23 protein-coding genes are annotated in these 24884 nt (G+C 72.8%); 7 read left to right on the top strand and 16 right to left on the bottom strand.

Annotated features, from left to right (window positions below):
- The first annotated feature begins 27 nt into the window (after window positions 1-27).
- A complete protein-coding gene (locus EDF64_RS00700) occupies window positions 28-1710 on the top strand; it encodes a long-chain-fatty-acid--CoA ligase (protein ID WP_133518193.1) in 1683 nt (560 codons plus the stop codon).
- A gap of 61 nt (window positions 1711-1771) precedes the next feature.
- Here EDF64_RS00700 and EDF64_RS00705 read toward each other — a convergent pair whose 3' ends face one another.
- The 6 genes from EDF64_RS00705 to EDF64_RS00730 all read right to left on the bottom strand — a co-directional run bounded on the left by EDF64_RS00705 (window position 1772) and on the right by EDF64_RS00730 (window position 9360).
- Window positions 1772-2866, bottom strand: coding sequence for an NAD-dependent epimerase/dehydratase family protein (locus tag EDF64_RS00705; RefSeq protein ID WP_133518194.1), 1095 nt, complete (start codon window positions 2864-2866; stop codon window positions 1772-1774).
- Window positions 2863-3894 (bottom strand): hypothetical protein, encoded by a 1032-nt coding sequence (locus tag EDF64_RS00710; RefSeq protein ID WP_133518195.1) that lies wholly within the window; start codon window positions 3892-3894, stop codon window positions 2863-2865. The genes EDF64_RS00705 and EDF64_RS00710 overlap by 4 nt, the downstream gene beginning before the upstream one ends.
- A 248-nt stretch (window positions 3895-4142) precedes the next feature.
- On the bottom strand, window positions 4143-5111 hold the full coding sequence (locus EDF64_RS00715) for a DMT family transporter (RefSeq protein ID WP_133518196.1): 969 nt from the start codon (window positions 5109-5111) through the stop codon (window positions 4143-4145).
- Window positions 5108-7009 (bottom strand): amino acid transporter, encoded by a 1902-nt coding sequence (locus tag EDF64_RS00720; RefSeq protein WP_243736219.1) that lies wholly within the window; start codon window positions 7007-7009, stop codon window positions 5108-5110. The genes EDF64_RS00715 and EDF64_RS00720 overlap by 4 nt, the downstream gene beginning before the upstream one ends.
- 219 nt (window positions 7010-7228) lie before the next feature.
- On the bottom strand, window positions 7229-7912 hold the full coding sequence (locus tag EDF64_RS00725; protein ID WP_133518198.1) for a hypothetical protein: 684 nt from the start codon (window positions 7910-7912) through the stop codon (window positions 7229-7231).
- A gap of 11 nt (window positions 7913-7923) precedes the next feature.
- Window positions 7924-9360: a PspC domain-containing protein gene (locus tag EDF64_RS00730; RefSeq protein WP_166645547.1), complete on the bottom strand. Its 1437-nt coding sequence runs from the start codon at window positions 9358-9360 to the stop codon at window positions 7924-7926.
- A 115-nt stretch (window positions 9361-9475) separates the two neighbouring features.
- Here EDF64_RS00730 and EDF64_RS00735 point away from each other — a divergent pair, with 115 nt between their 5' ends.
- Complete coding sequence (locus tag EDF64_RS00735; protein WP_133518200.1) at window positions 9476-10771, top strand: ATP-binding protein; 1296 nt, start codon at window positions 9476-9478, stop codon at window positions 10769-10771.
- 86 nt (window positions 10772-10857) lie between these two features.
- Entirely contained in the window at window positions 10858-11490 is a 633-nt protein-coding gene (locus EDF64_RS00740) for a LuxR C-terminal-related transcriptional regulator (RefSeq protein ID WP_133518541.1), read from the top strand.
- A 19-nt stretch (window positions 11491-11509) separates the two neighbouring features.
- On the opposite strand, the gene EDF64_RS00745 is transcribed toward EDF64_RS00740, so the two are convergent.
- The 3 genes from EDF64_RS00745 to EDF64_RS00755 are packed head-to-tail and all read right to left on the bottom strand — an operon-like array spanning window position 11510 to window position 14267.
- The gene (locus EDF64_RS00745) at window positions 11510-12358 is read right to left on the bottom strand and encodes an ABC transporter permease (protein ID WP_071290900.1); all 849 of its coding nucleotides are present in this window, start codon (window positions 12356-12358) and stop codon (window positions 11510-11512) included.
- The gene (locus EDF64_RS00750; protein WP_133518201.1) at window positions 12355-13395 is read right to left on the bottom strand and encodes an ATP-binding cassette domain-containing protein; all 1041 of its coding nucleotides are present in this window, start codon (window positions 13393-13395) and stop codon (window positions 12355-12357) included. The genes EDF64_RS00745 and EDF64_RS00750 overlap by 4 nt, the downstream gene beginning before the upstream one ends.
- A 56-nt stretch (window positions 13396-13451) precedes the next feature.
- Window positions 13452-14267 carry a hypothetical protein gene (locus tag EDF64_RS00755; protein ID WP_133518202.1) on the bottom strand — a complete coding sequence of 272 codons (816 nt, stop codon included), beginning with the start codon at window positions 14265-14267 and terminating at the stop codon, window positions 13452-13454.
- A 182-nt stretch (window positions 14268-14449) separates the two neighbouring features.
- Here EDF64_RS00755 and EDF64_RS00760 point away from each other — a divergent pair, with 182 nt between their 5' ends.
- Together EDF64_RS00760 and EDF64_RS00765 are read left to right on the top strand one after the other, a co-directional pair.
- Complete coding sequence (locus EDF64_RS00760) at window positions 14450-14830, top strand: helix-turn-helix transcriptional regulator (protein ID WP_208108812.1); 381 nt, start codon at window positions 14450-14452, stop codon at window positions 14828-14830.
- Window positions 14831-14840: 10 nt separating this feature from the next.
- Window positions 14841-15245 (top strand): VOC family protein, encoded by a 405-nt coding sequence (locus EDF64_RS00765; RefSeq protein ID WP_133518204.1) that lies wholly within the window; start codon window positions 14841-14843, stop codon window positions 15243-15245.
- A 178-nt stretch (window positions 15246-15423) separates the two neighbouring features.
- On the opposite strand, the gene EDF64_RS00770 is transcribed toward EDF64_RS00765, so the two are convergent.
- From EDF64_RS00770 to EDF64_RS00795, 6 genes are all read right to left on the bottom strand, one after another.
- Window positions 15424-17115 (bottom strand): inositol monophosphatase family protein, encoded by a 1692-nt coding sequence (locus EDF64_RS00770; protein ID WP_133518205.1) that lies wholly within the window; start codon window positions 17113-17115, stop codon window positions 15424-15426.
- Window positions 17112-18188 carry an ABC transporter ATP-binding protein gene (locus EDF64_RS00775; RefSeq protein WP_243736188.1) on the bottom strand — a complete coding sequence of 359 codons (1077 nt, stop codon included), beginning with the start codon at window positions 18186-18188 and terminating at the stop codon, window positions 17112-17114. The genes EDF64_RS00770 and EDF64_RS00775 overlap by 4 nt, the downstream gene beginning before the upstream one ends.
- A gap of 26 nt (window positions 18189-18214) precedes the next feature.
- Complete coding sequence (locus EDF64_RS00780) at window positions 18215-19027, bottom strand: ABC transporter permease (RefSeq protein WP_133518207.1); 813 nt, start codon at window positions 19025-19027, stop codon at window positions 18215-18217.
- Window positions 19024-20058, bottom strand: coding sequence for an ABC transporter permease (locus EDF64_RS00785; RefSeq protein ID WP_133518208.1), 1035 nt, complete (start codon window positions 20056-20058; stop codon window positions 19024-19026). Before EDF64_RS00785 ends, EDF64_RS00780 begins: the two co-directional genes overlap by 4 nt.
- Window positions 20055-21212 carry an extracellular solute-binding protein gene (locus tag EDF64_RS00790; RefSeq protein ID WP_133518209.1) on the bottom strand — a complete coding sequence of 386 codons (1158 nt, stop codon included), beginning with the start codon at window positions 21210-21212 and terminating at the stop codon, window positions 20055-20057. The genes EDF64_RS00785 and EDF64_RS00790 overlap by 4 nt, the downstream gene beginning before the upstream one ends.
- 331 nt (window positions 21213-21543) lie before the next feature.
- Complete coding sequence (locus EDF64_RS00795; RefSeq protein WP_133518210.1) at window positions 21544-22494, bottom strand: hypothetical protein; 951 nt, start codon at window positions 22492-22494, stop codon at window positions 21544-21546.
- Window positions 22495-22614: 120 nt separating this feature from the next.
- Between EDF64_RS00795 and EDF64_RS00800 the strand changes: the two genes are divergently transcribed.
- Together EDF64_RS00800 and EDF64_RS00805 are read left to right on the top strand one after the other, a co-directional pair.
- A complete protein-coding gene (locus EDF64_RS00800) occupies window positions 22615-23037 on the top strand; it encodes a DUF3054 domain-containing protein (protein ID WP_133518211.1) in 423 nt (140 codons plus the stop codon).
- Entirely contained in the window at window positions 23034-24047 is a 1014-nt protein-coding gene (locus EDF64_RS00805) for a LacI family DNA-binding transcriptional regulator (RefSeq protein ID WP_133518212.1), read from the top strand. Before EDF64_RS00800 ends, EDF64_RS00805 begins: the two co-directional genes overlap by 4 nt.
- A 140-nt stretch (window positions 24048-24187) precedes the next feature.
- On the opposite strand, the gene EDF64_RS00810 is transcribed toward EDF64_RS00805, so the two are convergent.
- Window positions 24188-24841, bottom strand: a complete 654-nt coding sequence (locus tag EDF64_RS00810; RefSeq protein ID WP_133518213.1) for a spermidine/putrescine ABC transporter substrate-binding protein — start codon at window positions 24839-24841, stop codon at window positions 24188-24190.
- Between the last annotated feature and the right edge of the window lie 43 nt (window positions 24842-24884).

The raw sequence follows: 24884 nt of genomic DNA on the forward strand, positions 1-24884 counted from the left end.
CCCGGGCGGCCCGCTAGGTTGGTCCGCGTGAGCATCGACACGCCTCGTCCCTGGCTTGCCTCGTACGCCCCGGGGGTCCCGCACGACATCGAGGAGCCCACGGGTTCCCTCTCCGACATCGTGGAGGAGTCCGCACGGCGGTTCCCGAAGCAGGTCGCCCTCGAGTTCTTCGGCCGCACGACGACGTACGCCGAGCTCGAGGAGCAGATCCTCCGCGCGGCGAACGGCCTCCGGAAGCTCGGCGTCTCCGCCGGCGACCGGGTCGCCATCGTCCTGCCGAACTGCCCCCAGCACGTGGTGGCGTTCTACGCGGTGCTGCGGCTCGGGGCGATCGTCGTCGAGCACAACCCGCTCTACACGCCGCGGGAGCTCCGCCACCAGTTCGAGGACCACGGCGCCAAGGTCGCGATCGCCTGGGACAAGTCCGTCGCCACGCTGCAGGACTTCCCCGCCGACGTGGCGCTCGACGCGATCGTGTCGGTCGACCTCACCCGGGCGATGCCCCGCGCCACCCGGGTCGCCCTGGCACTGCCGGTCGCGAAGGCCCGCGAGTCCCGCGCGAAGCTGACCACGAAGGTCCGCGGCACGACCAGGTGGGACGACGTCGCGTCGAACCGGAAGCTGTCGAAGCGGCACCCGCGCCCGGCGACCGAGGAAATCGCCCTCATCCAGTACACGTCCGGCACCACCGGCGTGCCGAAGGGGGCCGTGCTGAGCCACCGCAACCTGCTGGCCAACGCCACGCAGGCCCGGCTCTGGGTGCCGCAGATCCGTCGCGGCGACAACGTCGTCTACGCCGTCCTGCCGATGTTCCACGCGTACGGCCTCACGCTGTGCCTGACCTTCGCGATGAGCATGGCCTCGCGGCTGGTGCTCTTCCCCGCGTTCGACCCGGCGCTCGTCCTCAAGGCGATGAAGAAGCACCCGCCGACGTTCCTGCCGGCCGTCCCGCCGATCTACACGCGGCTGCAGCACGCCGCGGACTCGGCGAAGGTCTCGCTCGAGGGGATCGAGATCGGCATCTCCGGCGCGATGCCGCTGTCGCAGGACGTCGTCGAGCCGTGGGAGGCCCGCACCGGCGGCTACCTCGTCGAGGGCTACGGCCTGTCCGAGTGCTCCCCTGTGCTCATGGCGAACCCGGTCTCCCCGGCCCGCCGGCTCGGGGCGATCGGGCTGCCGCTGTCCTCCACCGAGGCGCGTGTGGTGGACCCGGACGACTCCACGAAGGTGCTCGGCACCGACGAGGCCGGCGAGCTGCAGGTGCGCGGACCTCAGGTGTTCCGCGGGTACTGGGGCAAGGCCGAGGCCACCGACGAGGTCTTCACGCCCGACGGCTGGTTCCGCACCGGCGACATCGTGTCCATCGACGCGGACGGCTACGTCAAGATCGTCGACCGGCTCAAGGAACTCATCATCACCGGCGGCTTCAACGTCTCCCCGTCCGAGGTCGAGGACGCCCTGCTCAAGCACCCCAGCGTCCGCGAGGTCGCGGTCGTCGGGATCACGCAGGCCGGCAACGAGCAGGTCGTCGCCGCGGTCGTGCCGAAGGACCCGGGGACGTTCGACGCCGAAGCGCTCCGGAGCTGGTCGCGCGAGCACCTGGCGGCGTACAAGGTGCCGCGGCGGATCGTCGTGGTCGAGGACCTGCCGCGCTCGATGATCGGCAAGGTGCTGCGGCGGAAGGTGCGCGACCAGATCCTCGGCGACTGACCGTAGCGACGCCAGGCGGCACCAGCCGACGCCGGGCGGCACCCGGCGACGCCCGCCGGGCTCAGGCGACGTCGAGCACCGGCACGTCCTGCGTCGCCATCCACTCGAGCAGCCGAGCGATGCCGGCCTCCGGGTCGACCAGCGGCACGTAGCCGAGCGCGTCCCGAGCCGCCGACACGTCCGCGAACGCCGCGCGCACGTCCCCGAGCCGGTACTGCCCGGTCACCCGGGGTGCCGGAGCCCCCGCCTGCGCCGCGACGACCGCGGCGAGCTCGAGCAGCGTCATCGGGCTGCCGGAGCCGATGTCGACCGTCCGGGTACCGTCCGCACTCGAGCGGGTGGCAGCTGCCAGCGCCGAGACCACGTCGTCGACGAAGACGAAGTCCCGCGTGATCGAGCCGTCCTCGTACACCGGGATCGGTCGCCGCTCCCGTGCCAGACGCCCGAACAGGCTGACGATGCCGGTGTACGGGTTCGACAGGGACTGGCCGGGGCCGTACACGTTCTGCAGGCGCAGCACGCTGAGGGGGACGCCGTGCGCCGAGGCCCACGCGTGCAGCACGTGCTCCTGGGCGAGCTTCGTCGCCGCGTAGACGTTCGACGGCCGGGGCTGGGTGACCGCGGCGGTGTGCGCGAGGGGCCGCACGGCCTGGCCGGCGTGGTCGCCGGGAGCGCTCGGGTCCCACTGCGCCCGGTCCAGCTGGTGCACGTCGCGCGCGTCCGCCACGAACCGTTCGCCGTCGTCGGTGGCCCACTCGCCCTCGCCGTAGACGGCCCGCGACGACGCCAGGACGAAGCGGTCCGGCGTGTGTCCGGCCCGGTGCAGGCCGTCGAGGAGCTCGCTCGTGCCGACGACGTTCACCCGGGTGTGGCGGCTCGCCTCGGTCAGCGACTGCCCGGTGCCGGTCTCGGCGGCGAGGTGCACGACCACGTGGGGGCGCACCGTGCGGAGCACCGCGTCCCACATCGTCGGGACGGTGACGTCGAACGGGATCGCGGTGATGCCGCCGGGCAGCAGCGGCCACCCGCCGGTGTGCACCTGCGGGTGCAGCACGTCGAGCAGGACGACGTCGTCGCCCGCGGCGGCGAGACGGGTGGCGAGCCGGGAGCCGATGAAGCCGGCGCCTCCGGTGATCAGGACGGTGCGGGTGGTCATGATGCCTCCTCTCCGGTGAGCAGGACGCGCTCATCGATGGTGTCGTAGACGCTCGGGTCGGCGCCGAACTTGCGGGCGAACGGGTGCGGGGAGGCCAGGAGCATCGGCACGTCCTCCACGGTGAAGACGTCGGGTCGCCCCGATCGGTGGTCGGACCAGCGGATGGTGTGGAGCGCCGCGTGCTCGACCCGGACGGTCGGGTCGTTGCCGAGGACGGTCGACGTGAACGCCTCGACGGGGATCACGGTCCGTTCGAAGTACCGCACGAGCCCGGGGTCGGCACGCACACGGTCGACGACGGAGCGCATCGCCCGGCGGTCCAGGGCGAACCAGCAGCTCGTGTACCAGCAGCGCTCGCCGGGGCCGAACGGTGTGCGGAGGGTTCGGACACCGATCTTGGCCAGCACGTCCACCTCGGGCTTCGCGGCGGACAGCCGGACGGGCAGTCCGTGCACCCGGAGGCGGTGCGACGCGACGGCGAACGCACGGTCCAGCAGCGCGCCGACCGGCCGGGGCAGCCGGCCGCCGAGCCGGAGGTCCGGGATCGCGTACCACCGGAACCGGTAGCGCTGGTGGACCTCGGCGCGGAGCTCGGGGTCGGGGACCTCGTCGATCGGCCACGACTCGAGCAGGGCGTTCGTGCCGCGGTCCGTGGCGCCCTGCAGCCGGTCGCGCAGTTCACGGAGCGGCGCCGTCGGGTGGTCCTGCTCCGACAGCAGCATCACCCAGTCGACGTCGAGCGTGTCGAGGATCCACGAGAACACGCGCCACCGCGCCCGTTCGAGCGTGAGGTCACCCCATCCGATGCGCTCCAGGCTGAGCAGCACGTGCACGCCGAGGTCCTGCAGGGCCTCGCGGGGCACCGGGTGGAACGTCTCGTCGTGCTGCACGACGATCTCGGCGTCGGGGTCGCCGGTCCGCAGCGCCGCGACGAGGCGGAGCAACTGGGTGCCGTCGCCGTACGACGTGATGAAGTACGCGAGCCGCAGTGGTGCGCGGTCCTCGGTGGGGACGTGGTGCTCGGACATCTTCGCGTTCCTCGCAGGACGATGGAGCCGGCTGATCGCGGTCGGGCGCCGCGGTGCAGTCAGTATCTGTGCGCGCGCACAGCCACGTCGACGGAGACGTCCGCACTTCCGATGCGGGAAACCGCACCGGCGCGGACGAGCCGGATCCCGCGGTCGCGCGGGGAACGCGGACGAGCCGGGCCCGCAGTCGCGCGGGAACACGGACGCGCCGGATCCCGCGGGCGCGCGGGGAACGCGGACGGCCGGCGTCAGCGAGCGCGACGGGCCGGCAGCGCGAGGAGCGCCAGCCCGACCACCACGAGCCCGATGCCCGCCCAGCCGAGCACGCCCAGGTGCTCCCCCACGACGAGGACGGCGAGCACCGCGGCCACGACCGGTTCGAGCAGCGACAGCAGCGTCGCGACCGAGGCGCTGACGCTCCGCAGTCCGAACGCGTACAGCGAGTGCCCGAGCACCGTCGGCACGAGCGCGAGGTACAGGAACACCGGCCAGTGCGCGGGCACGCCGAGGTGGTCGTGCCCGCCGACCACCGCGAGGACGACGAGCGGCACCGCGGCCAGCCCGAACACCGCCCCGACGAGCCCGCGCCCGTCCGACCGGGTCCGGGCGCCACGGACCGGCGGCGTCGCCTGCATCCCCCGCGCCACCGACCACGAGTAGAGCGCGTAGGTGAGTCCGGCGAGGAGCGCGCTGCCGAGCCCGAGCACGAGGGAGCCGTCCGCGTGGGACCCCTCCGACCGCGCGAGCGTCACGACGACCATGCCGACCACGCTCACCAGGGTGGCGACGACCCACCTGGGCGTGACGCGCCTCCTGTCGGACGCCCACTCGACCAGCCCGGCGAACACCGGGGACGACCCGATCGCGACGGTCGTGCCCAACGCGACGCCCGCGTCGGCGAGGGCCGCGTAGAAGGCGACCGCGTAGACGACGAGCGAGGCCGCGCCGAGCAGCACCCAGCCGCGGGTGCCGCGCCGTGCGATCGCGCGCAGGGTGCCGCGGCCGGCGGCAGCGGCGAGCACGAGGCCGCCGAGCCCGAACGTCACCGCCCCGAAGACGAACGCGGGCACGCCGGGCGCGAAGTGCGTCGCCGTCCCGGTGGTCCCCCAGACGGCGGCGGCGACGACCACGGCCGCGGCACCACCCACAGACCGTCGCGCGTCCGGTGCGGACGCGGCGGACCGGGAGGCACGACCGACGCCCGCAGGACCCGTCACGACACGTGGACGCTCGGTCGGCGGTTCACGTCGGGTTCCGCTTCGCGGAGGACCTCACGGGTGACGGGGGCCACGTCACCCGCACCGGTGAACACGAAGCGGATCGCGTTCCGGATCGGGCTGCCCTCGTTCCACTCGAAGTAGATGCTCGGCACGACGCCGGCGATGTCGCGGATCGCCAGCAGCGTGGACGCGATCGTGTTCGGCACGTTGCCGGAACGCACCTTGAGGACGCGGAAGCCGTGGATGACGTGCCCCTCGACGACGAGGTCCTCTTCGAAGTCGGACGAGTCGGCCGGCAGGACCTCGAGGAACATCGTCGGCACCCGTGCCGGGATGCCCGAGTCGCGCCGTTCCTCGCGCCCCTTCGACCGGTACGCCGCGGCGGTGCCCGCGCCGGGTTCGTTCGCGATGATGCAGACCGAGCTGAACTGGTCGGCGTCGGCCTCGACGAACTGGCGGGCGGTGGCGTCGAGCTCGATCGACGACGCGCGGAGCTCGAACGAGCGCCGGACGCGGGAGACGAGCGAGACCACGACGATGGCGATGATGAACACCGCGGCGATGCGGACGCCGTCCGGCCGTTCGATGACGTTCGCGACCGTGGTGTAGACGAACACGACCGAGATGACCCCGAAGGCGATCGTCCGCTTCTTCTGCTGCTTGCGGCGGGCCGACAGCGTCACCGCGACCGCGGCGCTCGTGATGAGGACGAGCACGCCGGTGGCGTACGCGCCGCCCTGCGCATCGACGTTCGCGTCGAAGATGATCGTGATGACGAAGGCGATGAGGGTGAAGATGATGACGAGCGGTCGCGTCGCCCGTGCCCACTGCGGTGCCATGCCGTAGCGCGGCAGGAAGCGCGGCACGAGGTTGAGGAGGCCGGCCATCGCGCTCGCCCCCGCGAACCACAGGATGGCCACGGTGGAGAAGTCGTAGACGGAGCCGAACACGCCGCCGAGGTACTCGTGCGCCAGGTACGCCAGCGCCCGGCCGTTCGCGCCGCCGCCCTGCTCGAACTCGCGCTGCGGGATGAGGAACGTCGTGACGATCGACGACGTGATGAGGAACGAGCTCATGATGACGGCCGCCACCGTGAGCAGCCGCTTCGTCCCGCGGATCCGCCCCTCGGGACGGGCGCTCGTGTCGTCCGAGGCGTCCCCGCGGACCTGGGGCATCACGGCGACGCCGGTCTCGAAGCCGGACAGGCCGAGCGCGAGCTTCGGGAACACGATCAGGGCGATGCCGACCATCACGAGCGGGTTGCTGTGCTGCGCCGTGAGCCCGCTCCACCAGTCGCTCGCGACCGTCGGGTGCTCGAAGACGTGCCAGAGCGCCACCACGATGACGATCGCGTTGAGCGCCAGGAAGACGCCGACGAGCACCACCGCGATGCCGATCGCCTCCTTGAAGCCGCGGAGGAACACCACGCCGAGCAGGAGCAGCAGCGCGAGCGTCAGCGGGACCGGGATCTCGGTGAACCAGTGCGGGGTGTACGGGTTCTCGGCGATGTGCGCCGTTGCGTCCGCCGCCGAGAGCGTCATCGTGATCATGAAGTCCGTCACCGCGAACCCGAGCAGGACGAGCACGAACAGCTTGCCCGCCCACCACGGCAGCAGCTTCTCGAGCATCATGATCGAGCCCGCGCCCCGGAAGCTGTCCTGCGCCACCCGGCGGTAGACCGGCAGTGCCCCGAACAGGGTCACGAGCACGAGGACGATCGTCGCGATCGGCGAGAGCAGCCCGGCCGCGAGCGCCGCGATGGCCGGCTGGTAGCCGAGCGTCGAGAAGTAGTCGACGCCGGTCAGGCACATGACCCGCCACCACGAGTGGGTCTTCTCGACCTCGACCTGGTGCGGCCCTTGGTGCGACGCCCCCTGGTCGGCCCCGTGGAGCATCCAGCGGCGCAGCCGGGTGCTGCGGTCGAGGGATGGCTCGGTCGCGTCGCGTTCCGCGGCCCGCTCGGCGTCTGTCGCGGTCACGGAGTCGATCGTAAGCCGTCCGGGTGACGCTGTCGCGCACCCGGACGGCCCTGTGGACGGAGCCGTGCGATCCGTCCCCTGTGCACAACCGGCGGGGCGGAGCGACCCCGCTACCAGTGGGGCCGCGCGACCCCGCTACCGGCGGGGCCGAGCGACCACGGCTGCGACACCGGCGACGACGAGCAGGACACCGGCCGCGATGCAGGCGGCCAGCACGAGCGTCACCGGGTCCACGGAGAACCACGGCAGCGCGGTCACGGCCATGGCGAGCGCGAACACCAGGAGCACGACGCCCCAGAAGATGGTGCCGAAGCGGGCCGACCGGCGGGGCCGGGGTGCGGTCGCCGTCGTGGCCGGCGCCGTCGTGGTCGGCGCCGTCGGCCCCGTGACACCGACGTCCGACCAGGCCGGCGCGCCCGGCCCGGTCGGCGTGCCCTGCCATGTTGGCGCGCCCTCCCCGGTCGACGTGCCCGACCAGGCCGGTGCGCCCTGCCCGGCCGGCGCGCCCTGCCCGGTCGGCGTGCCCGGACCGGCGGTCGCAGGTGTCGGCCCCTGCTCCCGCTCCGGCCACATCGGGTCGAGCAGCCGGTCCATCGGGGTGGTCGGGTCCGACCCGGCGGTTCGGTCCAGCGGCGTCGACCGGTCCAGCGGCGTCGTCCGGTCCGTCGGACCCGTCCGGTCGTCCGGACGCACCGGGTCCATCGGGGTGGTCGGGTCCGACGCAGCGGTCCGGTCCAGCGGCGTCGTCCGGTCCGTCGGATGCGTCCGGTCGTCCGGCCGCACCGGGTCGATCGGGGTGGTCTCGTCGTCGTTCGTCATGGTCTCGTTCCTCACTGGTCCACGGGCACGGAGCGCGGGACGTCGACGCCCCCGCCGAGGACCCAGACGTGCACGGTGGTGGTGTCGTCGGCCGCAGCGGTGCGCGCCGCCCGGTTCTCGACGGTGGTGGTGCCGAGCACGCCGCCCAGCGAGTCCTCCCCGGATCGGTCCGGCTCCGTCTCGACGCCGTAGCCGATGCCGCTCACCTGCACCCGAACGGGTGCGTCGGTCGGCAGCAGCACGGTCGCGCCGCCCGCGCCGAGCCACAGGTTCACCCGTCCTCCGCCGTCCGACTCGTCGAGCGCCCGGAGGTCGAGCGTCGGCCCGCCGACGACCATCGCGTAGTTCCGCTCAGCACCCTGACCGATCTCGTCGACCCGCCAGGTGGTGCCGCCGATGACGGTGAGCTGCGTCCCGCTCGGGAGCACCCCCGTCACGACGAGCGCCACGACGCCGATGGTGGAGAACAGGCCGAGTCCACCGCTCTCGCGTCCCCGGATCCCGGCGACGATGGTCGCGACGGCGAGCACCACGACGGCGGCGGCGATGCCGAGGACCGCGACGGGCAGCTCGGCCTGCTGCGCCCAGACGGCCACGCCGGCTCCGGCCACCAGGGCGAGCCCGAGGCTCACGGCGACGGACGCGGCACCGGGTAGTCGCTCGGCCCGGCGGGCACGACGCTCGGCTGCGCGCGCACGCTCGGCGCGCGTCCGCTCGAGGTAGGCACGATGGCGGTCGGCTGCGGTCGTCCCCGGGGTCGGGCCCCACTGCCAGGAGGCGCGCCCCGCCTCCGACGCCGCCCCTGCGGCACCCGCCGTGGCCGGGTCCGGGGCCCCCGTGGTCGCGCCGGTCGGCCAGGTCGGCCGGTCGACGGGCGGGTCCTCGGGGCTGGTCCAGAAGTCGTGCCGCGGACCGGTCGTGCCGCTGTCCGCCGCGGGTGCGCCGTCGCCGGAGGGGTCCGTCGCCGGGGTCCGCTGGCTTCCGCGCCGCGCGAGCACGACCGTCAGCCACACGACTCCGCCGACGAGCGCGATGGTCCACGCCGTGCCGAGGGTCGCGGACAGCCAACCCGGCATGCCCCAGGCGACCGGGACGCCCTGCCACCAGATGCCCTGGACGGCCGGCACGAAGGTGAGCACGATGAGCACGCCGATCGCGATGAGCGCCGGGTCGAGCACGCCGCGGATCATCCGCTCGACGTGGATGCGCCCGGACGAGTCGGGCAGCAGTGCCCAGCCGGCGGCGTACGCCAGGAACACCGGGCCGCCGAGGAGCGCCACCACGATGGCGACGCCCCGCACGACGAGGGGGTCGAGACCGGTGCGCTCGGCGACGGCGCCGCAGACCCCGGCGAGCCAGCGGTCGTCGGACCGCGTGACGTGGATGCCCCGGATCCAGTCGAAGAACCGTGTCGCCGACGCGGGGCCGCCGGTGTCCTGTTGTGTCATGGCCACCAGCATCCCGGCACCGCTCGCCCGGCACCATCGGGGTTCCCCCTGATCGCCCCCTGATCCCCGTCCCCGGCACTGCCCGGGGTGGGCGGAGAGGTGTCAGGATGACCGCATGCCGACCGCCACGATGTCCCGCCCTGCCCTCCGGGTCGTCGGCGGCGTCTGCAGCGGCTTCGCGACCCACACCGGGCTGCCCGTCGGCGCGGTGCGACTCGTCACCGCGGTGCTCGCCGTGTGCGGGGGTGCGGGGGTCCTGCTCTACGCGTGGCTCTGGGCGACGACGCCGAGCCTCGGCCCCGCGACGCCGGTCCCGCTCAAGTCGATACTGACCGAACCGGCCCCCGACGCCGAGTCCGAGGGTCGCGGGCGACGTGCGCCGGTCGTGGAGATCCTGCTCGGCGTCGCGCTGCTGACGGCGGCCGGCGCGGTGATCGCCGCGCGGCTCGGGGCCGACGTCCCGCTCGAGGTCGTCGTGCCCGGCGTGGTCGTCGTCACCGGGGCCGCACTCGCCTGGCGGCAGTTCGACGCGCTGCGGAACGTCCGCGAGCCCGGCTCCTCGGGGCTGGTCGTCCGCGCGCTCGGCGCCCTCGTGCTCGTGGTGCTCGGCATCCTGCTGTTCTTCACGACGAGCAGCCGCCCGAACGCGTGGACGGTCCTCACCGCTGCCGTGGCCGTCCTGCTCGGCGTGGCGGTCGTCGTCGCCCCGTGGGTGGTGCGCCTGGTCCGCGACCTCGCCGACGAACGTGCGGCTCGTGTGCGCGAGGTCGAGCGCGCCGAGATCGCCGCCCACCTGCACGACTCGGTGCTGCAGACCCTCGCGCTCATCCAGCAGCGGGCCGAACCGGGGTCCGATGCCGCCAGGCTGGCCCGCGCCCAGGAACGGGAACTGCGGTCGTGGTTGTTCACCGAGCAGGACGAACCCTCGGGCGACCTCGGCGCGGAGCTGCGAGCGGCGGCAGTCGAGATCGAGGCCGAGTACCCGGCTCGCATCGAGGTGATCGCGATCGGTCCGGCCCGCACCGACCTGCCGGACGGTGTCGTCGGCGCCGCGCGGGAGGCCATGCTCAACGCCGCGCGGCACGCCGGCGGCACGGTCAGCGTCTACGCCGAGACCGCGAACGACCGGGTCGAGGTGAGCATCGGCGACCGCGGCCCGGGCTTCGACCCGGACGCCGTCCCCGAGGGGCGCTACGGCGTGCGGGAGTCGATCATCGGCCGGATGCACCGGCTCGGCGGGACCGCGACGATCGGACCGGGCCCCGGACGCGCCGGCACCGAGGTCCGGCTGACGCTGCCGCTCGCCCGGACCGACGACGTCCGACCCGGCGAGCTCCCGACCGACGACACCCGACCCGGCGCGACCCCGACCGACGACACCCGACCCGATGCGACCGAGGAGACCCCGTGAGCGACACCGGACCCGCCGACGGCACCGCCCCCACCGACAGTGCCGCACCGTCCTCGCAGCCGCCGGCCGGTCCCCTCACCGTCGCGATCGTCGACGACCACTCCATCTTCCGGGCGGGCGTGCGTGCCGGGCTGCCACCGCGCCTCCAGGTCGTCGGTGAGGCGGCCACCGTCGACGAGGCGGTCGACCTCGTCACCGCGACCCGCCCCCGTGTCGTCCTGCTCGACGTGCACCTGCCCGGCGGGGCCGGGGGCGGCGGTGCCGAGGTGATCACCCGCGCCGCTCCGGGCCTGCCGGACACGCGCTTCCTGGCCCTCAGCGTGTCCGATGCCGCCGACGACGTGGTCCGGGTGATCCGAGCGGGCGCGCGGGGCTACATCACGAAGAGCTCCTCCGGCACGGAGGTCGCCGAGGCGGTCGAGCGCGTCGCCGAGGGTGACGCGGTGTTCTCGCCGCGCCTGGCGGGGTTCGTGCTCGACGCCTTCGGCGCGGTGAGCGGCGAGACCGCCCAGGGCGACGCGGAGCTTGACCGGCTGTCCGCGCGTGAGCAGGAGGTGATGCGGCTCATCGCCCGCGGGTACGCGTACAAGGAGGTCGCGACCGACCTCTTCATCTCGGTGAAGACCGTCGAGACGCACGTGTCGAAGGTCCTGCGGAAGCTGCAGCTGTCGAACCGGCACGAGCTGACGGCGTGGGCGCTCCAGCGGAAGCTGCTCTGACGCTCCCGCTGGACCGCCGCTACTTCGCGCTGATCCGGGTGTACTTGTTCACTGACCACGGCACGAAGACCACCAGCATCACGGTGATGCCGATGAGCACCGTGACGATCGGGTGCTGCATCGTCCAGATGTCCGGCACCGGCGCCGACCCGACGTTGCCGAAGAGTTCGCGCGCGGCCTGGACGAGGGACGACACCGGGTTCCACTCCGCGAACACCCGCAGCACGAGCGGCAGGGTGTCGCTCGGGACGAACGCGTTCGAGACGAAGGTCAGCGGGAACAGGATCATGAACGAGGCGTTGTTGATGACCTCGGGCGTCTTCACGCTCATGCCGAGCAGCGCCATCACCCAGCTGAAGGCGTAGCTGAAGAGCAGGAGCAGCCCGACGCCGGCCAGGAACTCCAGCGGCGACGAGTTCACGCGCCACCCGACCGCCAGGCCGGTGAGCATCATGATCGCCATGGAGATCCCGTTGAGCACGAGGTCGGAGTTGGTCCGACCGACGAGCACCGCGGACGCCGACATCGGCAGCGTGCGGAACCGGTCGATCAGCCCCTCTTTCAGGTCCTGCGCCATCGCCGACCCGGAGAACGTCGCCCCGAAGACGACGGTCTGCGCGAAGATGCCCGCCATCAGGAACTGCGTGTAGTCGGTGCCCTGCACGGCGATCGCGCCGCCGTAGACCTGGCTGAAGAGCAGCACGAACATGATCGGCTGCAGCACGGCGAAGACGAGCATGTCCGGGGACCGCTTGATCTTGATGAGGTTCCGCTTCGTGACGGTCCAGCCGTCCTCGAACCAGATCGCGGCGGGCGAGGTGACGACGACGGGCAGCTGCCGGCCGAGCGCCGTGGTGGTGGCGGTCATCGTGCCGGCTCCTTCTGCTTGTCCTTCTTGGCGTCCTTCTTGGCGTCCTTCTTGCTGTCCTTCTTCGTCGCGTCGTCCCCGTCGTCGTCGGTCGCGGCGTGCCCGGTGAGCCGGAGGAACACGTCGTCGAGCGTCGGGCGGCGCATGCCCGCGTCGTGCAGCTCGATGCCGGCTTCGCCGAGGTCGGCGAGGACCCGCTGCAGCGCCGAGGGTCCGGCCGCGACCGCGACCGCGTGGGTGCGGCCGTCGCCGGAGACCTCGACCTCGCCGACGCCGTAGCGGCGGAGCACGGTGGTCGCGGCGTCGCGGTCGACCTCGTCGACGAGGGTCACGACGACCCGGTGTCCGCCGACCTGGGCCTTGAGGTGGTCCGAGGTGCCCTCGGCGATCACGGTCCCGTCGTCGATCACGGCGATGTCGTCGGCGAGCTGGTCCGCCTCTTCGAGGTACTGCGTGGTGAGCAGCACCGTCGTGCCGTCGGCCACGAGCCCCTCGATGATGCCCCAGAGCGCCAGTCGGCTGCGCGGGTCGAGCCCGGTGGTCGGCTCGTCGAGGAACAGCACGCGCGGGTTCATCACGAGCGCGCCCGCCAGGTCGATCCGTCGGCGCATGCCGCCGGAGAACCCCTTCACGGGACGGTCCCCCGCCTCGGACAGGTCGAACACGTCGATGAGCTCGCGCGCCCGCTGCCGAGCCGTCCGACGGCCCAGGTGGTACAGCCGCCCGATCATCTCGAGGTTCTCGAACCCGGTGAGGTTCTCGTCGACGGCGGCGTACTGCCCGGACACGCCGATCGAGCGGCGGGTGGCCTGCGGATCGGCGATCACGTCGATCCCGTCGATCGTCGCGGTGCCGGCGTCGGGGGTGATGAGGGTGGTGAGCACCTTCACGGTCGTGGTCTTGCCCGCGCCGTTCGGTCCGAGCAGCGCCTTCACGGTGCCCTGCGGCACGGAGAGGTCGAGCCCGGCGAGGGCGTGGACGGGTCCGGACTTCGATCGGTAGGTCTTGGTCAGCCCGGAGGCTTCGATGATGGCCATGGCACTCCCTTGTCGACCACGGAGAATATCAGTAGGTCGGTGGGAGCGATGACGCGCTAGACGTCGAAGTCACCACCGAAGTCGCCGAAGCCACCGCCGAAGTCAGATCCGCCGTCGCCCCAACCCGCACTCTCGAACCCGCCGCCGTCGCCCGCGCCGGCATCCGACGCGCCGCCGTCAGCGGAGTCGGCACCAGTGTCCTCCGAACCACCGTCACCCGCAGCGTCGGTACCGCCATCGAACGATCCGGGGTCCGGCAGGAAGGCGCTCATGATGGCCGAGCCGATCACGTAGCCGGCCACCGTGCCGAGGATCGAGGCACCGATCATGCTGCCGAACGAGGGGCCCGAACGCTGCCCACCGCCGGGGCCGCCGAACCCACCGAAGCCGCCGCGCCCCCCGCCGACGCCCCCGAGCGAGCGCTCCATGAAGCCGGGCTGCCGGATCTCGGACCGGGTCGCGGCCTGGGCGAGTGAGCGCGGGTCGTCGCCGCGCGGTGCCTCGCCAGCGGGGGCGGTGCGGGTGAACTCGTCGTAGACCATCCGGCGCTGCTCGGGCGTCAGGGTCGCGAACGCCTCGGCGTGGACCTCCTCGATGCGCTCGGGCGGAGCCGTGCGGAGCAGGTAGCGGTACCGCTCGACCGCACGTTCGTCGTCGGTCGACGCCGACGAGGGCACGGGCGCAGGACCGGGGGCGGCGGTCGGCTGGTGGTAGGACTGCTGCCCGTACCGGTACCCCTGCTGCTGCGTCGGCTGCGGCTGCTGGGGCTGTCCCCACTGGATCGGTCCGGCACCGTTCTGGCCGACGCCGTTCTGGCCGGCACCGTCCCGGTCGCGGTCCGGGCGTCCGAGCAGGCGGTCGAGGAATCCCATGGTCGATGCTCCTTCGGGTGCGGCCGATCCGGTTCGTCAGGGCCGTGGACTGCCACCCTAGGGAGCGGCGACGACCGCTGACTGTACGCGCGCACAGAGTCGGCCGAGAGCGCCGGGTGCAGGATGACACCGTGACGGTGGACCTCGACGAACTCCGGCGGCTGCGACGGGCGCGCAGCCGGATGGACCGCGCGTACGCCGAGCCGCTCGACGTCCCCTCCCTGGCCGCCGCCGCGTTCATGTCACCCGCGCACTTCAGTCGACGCTTCCGGGCGGCCTACGGCGAGACGCCCTACGCGTACCTGATGACCCGACGGATCGAGCGGGCGCAGGCGCTCTTCCGGAGCACGGACCTCAGCGTGACCGAGGTCTGCATGGCCGTCGGTGCCTCGAGTCTCGGGTCGTTCTCGTCACGGTTCACCGAACTCGTGGGGATGACCCCGACGCAGTACCGCGCCGCTGACCACGACGCGCTCGCGGGGGTGTGGAGCTGCCACGCGATGGTCGTCACCCGTCCGGACCGAGCAGGATCGGAGAAGCACGGCGAGGCCCGGCGGTCCTAGGGTCGCAGCCATGACGATCCAGATCAGTGGCGTGCACGTGCTCGCCGACGACATCGACGCCGCCGTCGCCTTCTACGGGGACGTGCTCGGCTTCACCGTCCGGAACACCGTCGAGAACGGCGGCTTCCGGTGGGTGACCCTGGCCAGCGACGACCACCCCGACCTCGAGCTCGTGCTCTCCGAGCCGCACGCCGGCCGCTCCCAGGAGGACGGGGACGCCGTCGCCGCACTCCTGGCGAAGGGCAGCCTGTCGATGCTGCAGCTCCGGGTGGGCGACCTCGACGCGACGTTCGACCGCATCGCGGCGAGCGCCGACGCCGAGGTGCTGCAGGAGCCCACCGACCAGTTCTGGGGCGTCCGCGACGCGGCCGTCCGCGACCCCGCCGGCAACACGGTCCGGATCGCGCAGGCCTGACGGTCCCGGCGTCCCCACCCACCGGCCTGGAGGCGCGTGGCGGCCCCGCCCCGCGCCTCCAGGCCGTCCCGTGCCGGGTTCCGTACTCCGTGCGGTGCGCGGACCGCCGCACCGTGTCCGGAACCTCGCACCACACGAGCAGCGCGCCGAGCGCGCGCCGCGCGCCGCGCCGCGCGCGTCAGCCGGCGGCGAGCGCCGCCGTCCACACGGCGTGCAGCTCGTCCGCCGCGCCGGGGTGCGCCACGAGGAACGGCTCCCCCACGGGCGGGAAGCCCTCGACGGGCCCCTCGCGGGTGAGCACGACACCACCGGCTTCGTGCACGAGCAGCACCGCGGCGCCGTGGTCGACCGGGTTGAACGCCGAGACGCACCCGCCGATCCCCCGACCGGCTGCGACCTGCGCGATCGTCAACGTGCCGGAGCCCTGCACCCGGAGCGTGCACGACCGGTCGGCGAGCGCGTCGAGGAACGCGCCGAACCCCGGCCACGGGCGGTGTCCATCGAGCTCGGTGCCGACCACGGCCCCGGCGAGTGCCCGCGGCGAGTCGTCCAGCCGCAGCTGCCGGTCACGGAGGGTGGCTCCGCGACCGCGCCGGGCCTCGAGGACCTCGCCGCGCCACGGGTCGGCCACCACGCCGACGAGCGGACGACCACCACGGGTGAGGCACAGCGACATCGACGTCCACGGCACGCCGTTCGCCAGGTTCGTCGTGCCGTCGACGGGGTCGAGGTACCAGCGGTGCCGGTCGCCGGGGGCGTCGCCGTACTCCTCGCCGGTGAACCCGTGCGTCGGGAACACCGTCCGCACGCGGGAGCGGACGTGCTGCTCGACGAGCCGGTCGACGTCGGTGACGAGGTCGGCCGGGTTCGCCTTCGTCGTCACCGAGCGGACCGGGTGCTCCCGGGTGAAGGCGATGACCTCGTGCGCGATGCGGTGCGCCAGTGCCTCGGCGCGGGACGCCACCTCGGTCTCGGTGGGCTCGCGGTCGCGCCCGGGCCAGCCGTCCCGCTCGGCCGCGGCGAGCGCGGCGCGGATCGTGGCGACGTCGTTCGTCGTGATCGAGTCGACGCCGAGCCGTGCCGCCCAGAGCGCGGGTTCGGCGTCGTCCACGGTCCAGACGGCGACGCGGAGGCCGAGGGCGTGCGCGGCCTCGACCGTGCGCGGCGTGAGGAACGCGACGTCGAGGTTGAGCGTCGACGGTCCCAGCGCGACGAGGTCGGCGGCGGTCGGCGGCTCGAGCGACTCCCACGCGAGCCACACGTCCGCGTCGGGGAGCGCTGCACGGACCGCTGCCATCGCCGCGGGCGCGCCGCACCAGGCGACCGTCGTGGTGCCGCGGTGCCCGGCGACCGTCCGTGCGGCCACGACGGCGTCCGCCGGGTCCGTGAGGTCGACGAGCAGGGTGGAGCGGCAGCCGTCGAGCCGTTCGAGCACGGCGTCGAGGCGCGGGATCCGGTCGAGGCCGTTCCCGAGCCGGGCGACGTCGCACCAGCCCACCTCGGACACCCGTCGGGCGTCGCCCCACATCCGCCCGAGGGTCTCGTCGTGGAGCAGGACGGCGACGCCGTCGGCCGTGCGCCGGACGTCGACCTCGATGGTCTCCGCGCCGAGCGCCTCGGCGACCGCGACGGCGGGCAGCGTGTTCTCGCGCCGGACGCGCGGCGCACCGCGGTGGGCGACGAGGCGTGGCGGGCGCACGCCGTGCCTCCCGGCCGTGTCCGCGGTGGACGCGACGGACGAACGCGGCGCGACGGACGATCCCGACGCGTCGGACGCGACCGCCGCGACGGTCGATCCCGACGCGACGGACCCGTCGGACGCGGCGGCCGGGACGGCGATGGCCGGGGGCGCCGGCGCCTCGGCGCTCACGCTGCGGCTCCGATCAGGAGGCCGCCGCGGTACACGAGCACGTCACCGATCCGCACGCCGGTCTCGGTGCCGACCTCCGGTGGCACTCCGGTGACGAACGCCCGCAGCTCGGCGCCGTCGGCGCGCAGGACCACCTCGCTGAAGTGCCCGCGCACGAGGACGCGCGACACGGTCGCCCGGAGCGGTGCGTCGTCCGTCAGCGTGACGTGTTCGGGGCGGACGAGGACCTCGTCGGCGTCCGTGATCCGCGCACCGACCCCCGACCGGAAGCGGCCGTCGACGCGGCTCGTCGACCCGATGAACGAGGCGACGAACCGGGTGGCCGGCCGCGCGTAGAGCTCCGCGGGCGCGGCGATCTGCTCGATCCGCCCGTCGTGCATCACGGCGATGCGATCCGAGATGCTCAGCGCTTCGTCCTGGTCGTGCGTGACGATGACGGTCGTGATGCCGAGACGCTGCTGGATGCGGCGGATCTCGTCGCGGACGCTCACCCGGAGCTTCGCGTCGAGGTTCGACAGCGGCTCGTCGAGGAGCAGCACGTCCGGCTCCTGCACGATCGCCCGGGCGAGCGCGACCCGCTGCTGCTCGCCGCCGGAGATCGCCGTCGGCTTCGACGTCGCGTGGTGCGTCAGGCCGACGAGGTCGAGTGCCGCCCGCACGCGCTCGGTCACCTGCGCCTTCGGCACGCGTCGGGTCCGGAGCGGGAACGCCACGTTCTGCGTGACCGTCATGTGCGGCCAGAGCGCGTAGTTCTGGAACACCATCGCGCTCGGTCGGCGCTCCGGCCCGGCCGTGGTGACGTCGCGGTCGCCCATCGTCACCGCGCCGCCGTCGGCGGGCAGGAAACCGGCGACCATGCGGAGCGTCGTCGTCTTGCCGCAGCCGGACGGCCCCAGCAGCGAGACGAGCTCGCCCTTCGCGACGTCGAGGTCGATGCCGGCGACGACGTCACGGCCGCCGAGCGTCTTGCGGAGACCGCGGACCACGAGTCCGCCGGTGCGGGCCCGGCCCGTCGTGTCGCCGTCGGCCTGGAGGCGCGGTGCGCGTTCCGCGACGAGTGGTGCGTCCGTCATCTGGTCGCCCTTCCTGCTGGTGGTGGTCATCGGATCTGGAACCCGTCCGCCAGGCGGCCGCCCATGATGTGCTTCCTGGCGAGGAGCAGGAGCACCACCGACGGGATGCTCAGCGCGATCGCGAAGACCGCCGAGACCTGGCGCGGGGAGTTGAGGACGAGCGAGTACATCGCCGTCGGCATCGTCATGTAGGTCGGGGCGCCGACGAGGTAGGTGCCCTGCGCCTCGTCGAACGAGGCCAGGAACGACATCACCATCGCCACGAGGATGCCCGGCCACGCGATCGGGAACGTGACGCTCCAGAACGTCCGCCAGCGGCCCGCCCCGGCGTCGCGCGCGGCCTCCTCGAGGGAGCGCGGCACGGCCGAGAACGCGGCGGCCGGCAGCCACGTCATGAAGACGACGCAGCCGAGGACGTGCACGATGAGGATGCCGGTCACCGTGTTCATGAGGTTCAGCGCCGTGAACATCGCCGACATCGTGACGAACAGGCCCATCTTCGGGAAGGCGTTCGTCGCGAACAGGCCGACGAGCACGAGCCGACGCCCGGGGAACTCGATGCGGCTGATCGCCCACGCCGCCGGCAGGCAGACCACCGCGGCGATGACGACCGTCAGCGGGGCGAGCACGAGGGAGTTCTGGACGGCGACGGCCAGGCTGCGGTCCTCGAAGACGGTCCCCCACCACTGGAGCGTCCACCCGTCGGGCAGCAGGTTCGGGTAGGTCCACGTGGTGGCGAAGGCGCGGGCGGCGAGCCAGGCCAGCGGGCCGAGGACGAACACGGCCAGCACGATCGCGGTCGCCCACACGAGGGCGGTGCCGGTCAGACGCGTGATCACGGCTGCTCCTGCTTCTGCTTCTCGAGCTCGCGCGCGTTCGAGCGGACCGTCGAGCGGAGGTAGAACACGCTCGCGGCGGCCGCGAACGCGAACACGATGAACGCCATCGCCGTCGACTGCTGCGGACGGTTGTAGGCCTGGAAGTACTTCGAGATGTCGACGCCGAGCATCGTGGGGGCGTTCGGGCCGGTGAAGTACGGCACCGTGAACGAGCCGAGCACCCCGATCACGGTGAACGTCGTCGCGATGACCAGCGGGGTCTTCGCCATCGGCAGCAGCACCTCCCAGACGACGCGCCAGGTGCTCGCGCCGGCGTCCTTCGCGGCCTCGACGAGCGCGTCCGGGGTGCCCTGCAGCGCGCCGGCGATCATCAGCACGGCGAACGGCAGGCTCGTCCAGACGCTGCCGAACACCACGGCGACGAGGGTGTAGCCCCACACCGGGACGTCGAGGCCGAACTGTGCGCCGAGGCTGCGGAGGAAGCCCTGCGCGTCGGTGAAGGTCAGGATCGACCAGCTCGCGATGACCACCGGCACGAACAGCGGGACCACGGCGAGCACGCTGAGGCTCTTGCCGAGGAACCCACCGCGCAGCCGGAGGATCACCGCGACCGCGACGGCGAGCGCCACGGTCAGGCCGGTGGACAGCGCCGTGACGCCGAGGGTCGCGACGAGGTCACGGAGGAACGTCGCGTTGCCGAGCAGCGTGCCGTAGACCGCGAACGAGAACCCGCGAACGGTGTCGCCGCCGATGTCCGCGAGTGCCTGGTTCAGGCCGCCGGTGAAGCCGAGGCTGAAGAGCGCGGCGTTGACGACGGGGACGCCGACGAACAGGACGACGACGAGGACGGGGGCCGCGACGAGGGCCAGGCCCTGCCACCGCCGACGGCGGTCCAGCCGCTCCTGGACGGTGGGCCGGCTCGCGAGGTCCGCCGCGCCGTGGACGTGCTGCGGGACGGGCGGGAGGCCCGTGGCGGAGTCGCCACGGGCCTCCCGGTCGAGCGCCGGGCCGTTCGGGACGGTCTGGGTCACTGCGGGACCTTCGCGTCCCACGCCGCGTTCATGTCGGCCGAGAAGTCGCTCTGGAACCCGAGGCGCAGCGTCGACGGGTTCGCGTCGGCGAACTGCTCCGCGACCGACTTCGGCAGCGTGTCGAGCGGCACGACCGGGTAGCCGGACACGGCGCTCGCGACGAGCTGCTGGCCCGTCGAGCTGAGGACGAAGTCGGCGAGCTTCTCCGCTGCCGCCTTCTTCGCGGCGGGCTCCGTCTTCGGGATGCCGAGGAAGCTGGCGCTGCCCGTGAAGGACGGGTCGGTGATCTGGATCGCCTTGACGCTCTTCGGGATCAGGCCCGTCTTCTGCGAGGTGATGAACTGGTCGCTCCACACCGGCGCCATCGCGATCTGCCCGCTGCCGAGCAGCTGGACGACCTGGTCGTTGCCGTTCGGGTAGACGCCCTTCTGGTACGTCGACGGGCCGAGGTCCTTGAGCGCCTGGAACCCCTTGTCCCACTTCGACTCGAGCGACTTGTCGTACTTCGTCTGCATCGTCTTCTGCTCGGCGGGCGTCAGGTACTTCGCCAGGACCGTCGCGACGAACGACCCTCCGGAGCCGCCGGACGACGGCGAGTTGTAGGCGAACTGCCCCGGGTTGGCCGTGATCCAGGCGAGCAGGTCGTCGAGGGTCTTCGGCGGGTCGGTGACCTTCTTCGCGTCGTACGCCAGCAGGACGCTCGAGGCGCGGTACGGGATCGCGCTCGAGCCGCCCTGCTCCTTCGTCGCCGCGGGGACGGCCTTGAGGTTCGGGATGCTGCTGTCGCTGACCTTCGCCATGAGACCGGCCTTGCCCGCGGTCGTGACGAAGCCGGCGTCGACGAGGTCGTACGCGACGCTCTTGCCCGCCTTCACCGCGGTGGCGAGGTTCGCCTGGGTCTGCGCGTCGTGCTCGCCGTGCAGGTCGATGCTCGTCGCGACCGTGATCTTCGGGTTCGCCTTCTCGAAGGCGGGGATGAGCGACTTCTCCCAGAGGTCCTGGACGTTGGTGTCGCCGCTGATGAACACGGTGAGGTTCGTGGTGCCGCCGCTCGTGTCTGCGGCGTTCGAGGCGTTGGCGCTCTGCACGCAGCCGGACAGTGCGACGGTCGCGGCTGCGGCGATCGCGAGGCCGGCGAGGACTCGGGTCTTCACGTCGATGGTCTCCCTGGTTCGGGGTGGTGTGGGGGTGGTCGTGCGGGGGATAGTGCGGGGTGGTGCGGGGGCAGTGCGGGAACGTTCCCGCACGGTGGTCGAGTGTGTCGCTGCCGGGTGAACGCCAGGTGCCGCGGGCCTCGCCGCGCGGTGAACTCCGGGTGCGGCGGCCCGGTCGCCGCCGCGCCCGCTCGCCGCCGCGCCCGCTCGCCGCCGCGCCCGGTCGCCGCTGCGCCTGCTCTGGTGCGAGGTTGATCACCCCGTGCGCCGCAACAAGCTCGCACCGAGTGGCCAACCTCGCACGGGGCGCTCGGCGCTCGGCGCTCAGCGCTCAGCGTCGCATCCGGACGCCGGCCCGCCGCAGCTTCGCGCGTAGCGTCGCCTCGTCCCAGAGATCGGCCCATCGCAACCGCACCACGTGCCGGACGCCGGGCATGGACCGCAGCCGGTCCTCCCGGTACTTCTCAGCGACGACCACGTCCTCCGCCGAACGCCCGTTCCGCATCGTCGGGTCGCGGTACTTCACCTCGCCGTCGAACTCGACCACCACGCCGGCCGAGGGGAACCAGAAGTCCACCACGATGTCCGGTTGCCCGGACGACCTGAAACGGTGCTGCAGCACGGGCTCCTCCGTGCCGAACTGATCGAACCGGGTGCGCGCGATCGACTCACCCGGCGAGTCCGACGCGGAGTCGGCGAAGTCCACCGCACGGAGCGCCCGACGGCGACCCTTGGGGCCACGCCGCGCGATCGTGTCGCGCACGGCTGCTCGGGGAACACCCCGGCGGAGCAGGTCATCGAGCGCCACGACGGCGTCGATGAACGGCAGCGTGAGGGCCACGTCGGCAGCGATCCGAACAGGTCCGCTCAGCTGCAGGCCTTCCGGCGTGCTGATCCTGCTCGGGTCCAGTACCGGGTCGAGGTCGGCGTGGACGACGAAGGAAGCATTCGTGGTTCGCCGATCACTCCCGACCGTGGTCACGTGCACTCGATCGGGCGGCGGCGACACCGTCGGCACGCCGAGCACGACTGCCGCCGAGACGTGTGAGACGACCTGGTCGGGTCCGATGCGATCGGCGGACGCACCGATACGGACCAGGTGCTGTTCCGCCGGCCGCAGGGCTGCCCAAGCGGCCGCGTCGACGAACTTCCCTCGCCCGATGCGGACGAGCTCCCGCGCGTCCGCCCGCCTCCTGATCACCTCGGACTCGGCTGGACGGTGCCTCGAGGTCCGGAGGACGGTGACGGCGGGGAGCGGGGCGAGGGCGATCTGACGGTTCACGCCGACGATGGTGGTGGTCGGGGGCGGGAGCCGTCGGAGTGGCGGCGGATCTGTGGACAAGACGAGGGCGACGCCCGCCTGTGGAGAAGCCGGAGCCGTTCGGGCTGCGAGACTGTCCGGGTGAACACACGCACCTGGGGTTGGCTCGCAGCCGTCATCGACGTCGTCCTCATCGTCGTCTTCGCGCTCATCGGCCGCTCCTCCCACGGCGAGGGCAACACCGCACTGGGGATCTGGACCACCGCCTACCCGTTCCTGGCGGGCTGGGCGATCGGGTACGTGACGAGCGGAGCGTGGGCGCGCCCGCTGCGCTTCTGGCCGACCGGCATCGTCGTCTGGATCCTCACGGTGTTCGTCGGCATGGCGATCCGCGTCGCCACGGGTCAGGGCGACGTCGACGGCAATCCGCTGCCGATCTCCTTCGTCATCGTCGCCACGATCGTGCTCGGGGTGTTCCTGCTCGGGTGGCGCGCGATCGCCCGCGGGGTGCTGCGCTTCACCGCGTCGCGGTCCGGACGAGACGCCGCAGCGTCCGACGCGTGAACGGTGGCCGCGGGTCCCAGCCGACCATCCTCGACGTCGCCGCACGAGCAGGCGTCTCGAAGTCGGCGGTGAGCCGTGTCCTCTCCGGCACCGGACGGTTCTCCGACGAGACCCGTGAGCGGGTCGAGCGCGCCGCAGCCGAGCTCGGGTACGTCGCCAACGCCATGGCACGCGGGCTCGTCAGCGGTCGGACGCACACCATCGGCATGCTCGTCCGTGACGCGTCGTCGATGGTCTACACCGCGCTGCACGCCGTGATGGAGCGACGCGCGTCCGAGCTCGGCTACCGCGTCGTCACCACCACGGGTGTCGGCCGTGTCGAGGACGAGAAGTCCGCGCTCGCCGCACTCGTGTCGATGCGGGTGGATGGCCTCGTGGTCTGCAGCGGCTTGATGCCGTCGGCCGACATCGCCGAGTTCGCCCCGCGCATCGCCACCGTTGTCGCAGGTCGGCCCGAACTCCACCCGGCGCTGTCCAGCGTGTACTGCGACGAGGCGGACGGTGGCGCGACCATCGCGGACGCCGTCGCCGATGCCGGTCACCGCGCGGTCGTGGTGCTCACCGTCCCGGTCGACAACGCGATCACGCAGCACGCCCGCTCGGCAGCGATGGTGGAACGGCTCCGAGCGCGCGGCACGCGGGTCATCGACATCGACGCCAGCTTCGTGCGGCCACCGGACGACCTCGCCGCCGACCTGGTCGACACGATGCACGAGTCGGACGTGACCGCGGTGATGTGCCCGACAGACCGGCTCATGCTCGACGTGTGCGAGGCGCTCGCACGCCGCGGTGTCCGGGTCCCGCACGATCTCTCGGTCACCGGGTTCGACGGCGTGTACCCCCTCGCGAGCGACTGGATCGGCTTCACGACGCTCGAGCAGCCGATCGAACGCATCGGCCGCGAGGCGATCGACCTCGTCATCGGCCGGATCGACGACCCGACGCGTCCCGTCGAGCACCGCTCGCTCCGGGGCAAGGTCGTCCCCGGTCGGACGCTGCTCCCCCGCTGAGCGACGGACCGCGCACGGTGCGAGGTTGACCACTCGGTGCAGCGCAACAAGCGTGCACGGAGCGGTCAACCTCGCACCGAGCGAAGCGCGCGCGCGCGCCCGCGCGCCCGCGCGCCCGCGCGCGCCTGCGCGCGCCGCGGCTAGAACAGCCCGGCGCGCGGCCCCTCCTCCGGGCCGTCGAACCCGCGGAACATGTCCGACACGAGCGCAGCGATCTGCGGCTCGACCAGACGCTCGACGGCCTCGGCGATCCGCGGCCGGTGCTCGACGAGCGCGAGACACACCGCCGTCCCGGTGGACCGGGCGCACTCGTCGGAGAGCTCGATCTCGTGCCGGAGCGCCGCCTTGGCCTCGTCCGACAAGGGCTCCCGTGGCGTCTGCTCCCCCGCGCCCGTCCCCGCCAGCTCCCCGAGCGTGAAGAGGAACGGCGAACCCGGCGACGGCTCCGGGTCGACGTCGAGACCCTGGAACTCGGGCGAGAGCCCCTCGGTCGGCTGGTACCCCGCGTGCCGCTTCCGCGCGTCCGCGCGTTCGAGTTCGCGCTGCAGCAGCGGCAGGTTCTTCACCGTGTAGTCGTCGACGGCGTCCTCGACGATGGTCGAGATGCGCCCGATGAGCGCGTGCTGGACGGCGTGCGGTACGTCCGGACCGAACCCCGCGGCGCTCGCGATGGGCGATCCGGTGCACTTCCGGCAGATGCGCGTGCGCGGTCGTGCGGTGCCGATCTGCCACCGGGGCAACCAGCGCAGCCAGACATCGACCGCGCCGCGTACGCGCCCCTCGATGCCGTCCATGCCTCAACAGTAGGCCGGGAGGCGCGGATCACCCCCGGATCCA

Source organism: Curtobacterium flaccumfaciens (assembly GCF_004361695.1).
Classification (GTDB): Bacteria; Actinomycetota; Actinomycetes; order Actinomycetales; family Microbacteriaceae; genus Curtobacterium; species Curtobacterium flaccumfaciens_B.

Coding starts and splice junctions, on each gene's coding strand:
- EDF64_RS00705 (WP_133518194.1), bottom strand. CDS start 2,866: ATGACCACCCGCACCGTCCTGATCACCGGAGGCGCCGGCTTCATCGGC.
- EDF64_RS00710 (WP_133518195.1), bottom strand. CDS start 3,894: ATGTCCGAGCACCACGTCCCCACCGAGGACCGCGCACCACTGCGGCTC.
- EDF64_RS00720 (WP_243736219.1), bottom strand. CDS start 7,009: ATGCTCCACGGGGCCGACCAGGGGGCGTCGCACCAAGGGCCGCACCAG.
- EDF64_RS00725 (WP_133518198.1), bottom strand. CDS start 7,912: ATGACGAACGACGACGAGACCACCCCGATCGACCCGGTGCGGCCGGAC.
- EDF64_RS00730 (WP_166645547.1), bottom strand. CDS start 9,360: ATGACACAACAGGACACCGGCGGCCCCGCGTCGGCGACACGGTTCTTC.
- EDF64_RS00735 (WP_133518200.1), top strand. CDS start 9,476: ATGCCGACCGCCACGATGTCCCGCCCTGCCCTCCGGGTCGTCGGCGGC.
- EDF64_RS00745 (WP_071290900.1), bottom strand. CDS start 12,358: ATGACCGCCACCACCACGGCGCTCGGCCGGCAGCTGCCCGTCGTCGTC.
- EDF64_RS00750 (WP_133518201.1), bottom strand. CDS start 13,395: ATGGCCATCATCGAAGCCTCCGGGCTGACCAAGACCTACCGATCGAAG.
- EDF64_RS00755 (WP_133518202.1), bottom strand. CDS start 14,267: ATGGGATTCCTCGACCGCCTGCTCGGACGCCCGGACCGCGACCGGGAC.
- EDF64_RS00760 (WP_208108812.1), top strand. CDS start 14,450: ATGGACCGCGCGTACGCCGAGCCGCTCGACGTCCCCTCCCTGGCCGCC.
- EDF64_RS00765 (WP_133518204.1), top strand. CDS start 14,841: ATGACGATCCAGATCAGTGGCGTGCACGTGCTCGCCGACGACATCGAC.
- EDF64_RS00775 (WP_243736188.1), bottom strand. CDS start 18,188: ATGACGGACGCACCACTCGTCGCGGAACGCGCACCGCGCCTCCAGGCC.
- EDF64_RS00810 (WP_133518213.1), bottom strand. CDS start 24,841: ATGGACGGCATCGAGGGGCGCGTACGCGGCGCGGTCGATGTCTGGCTG.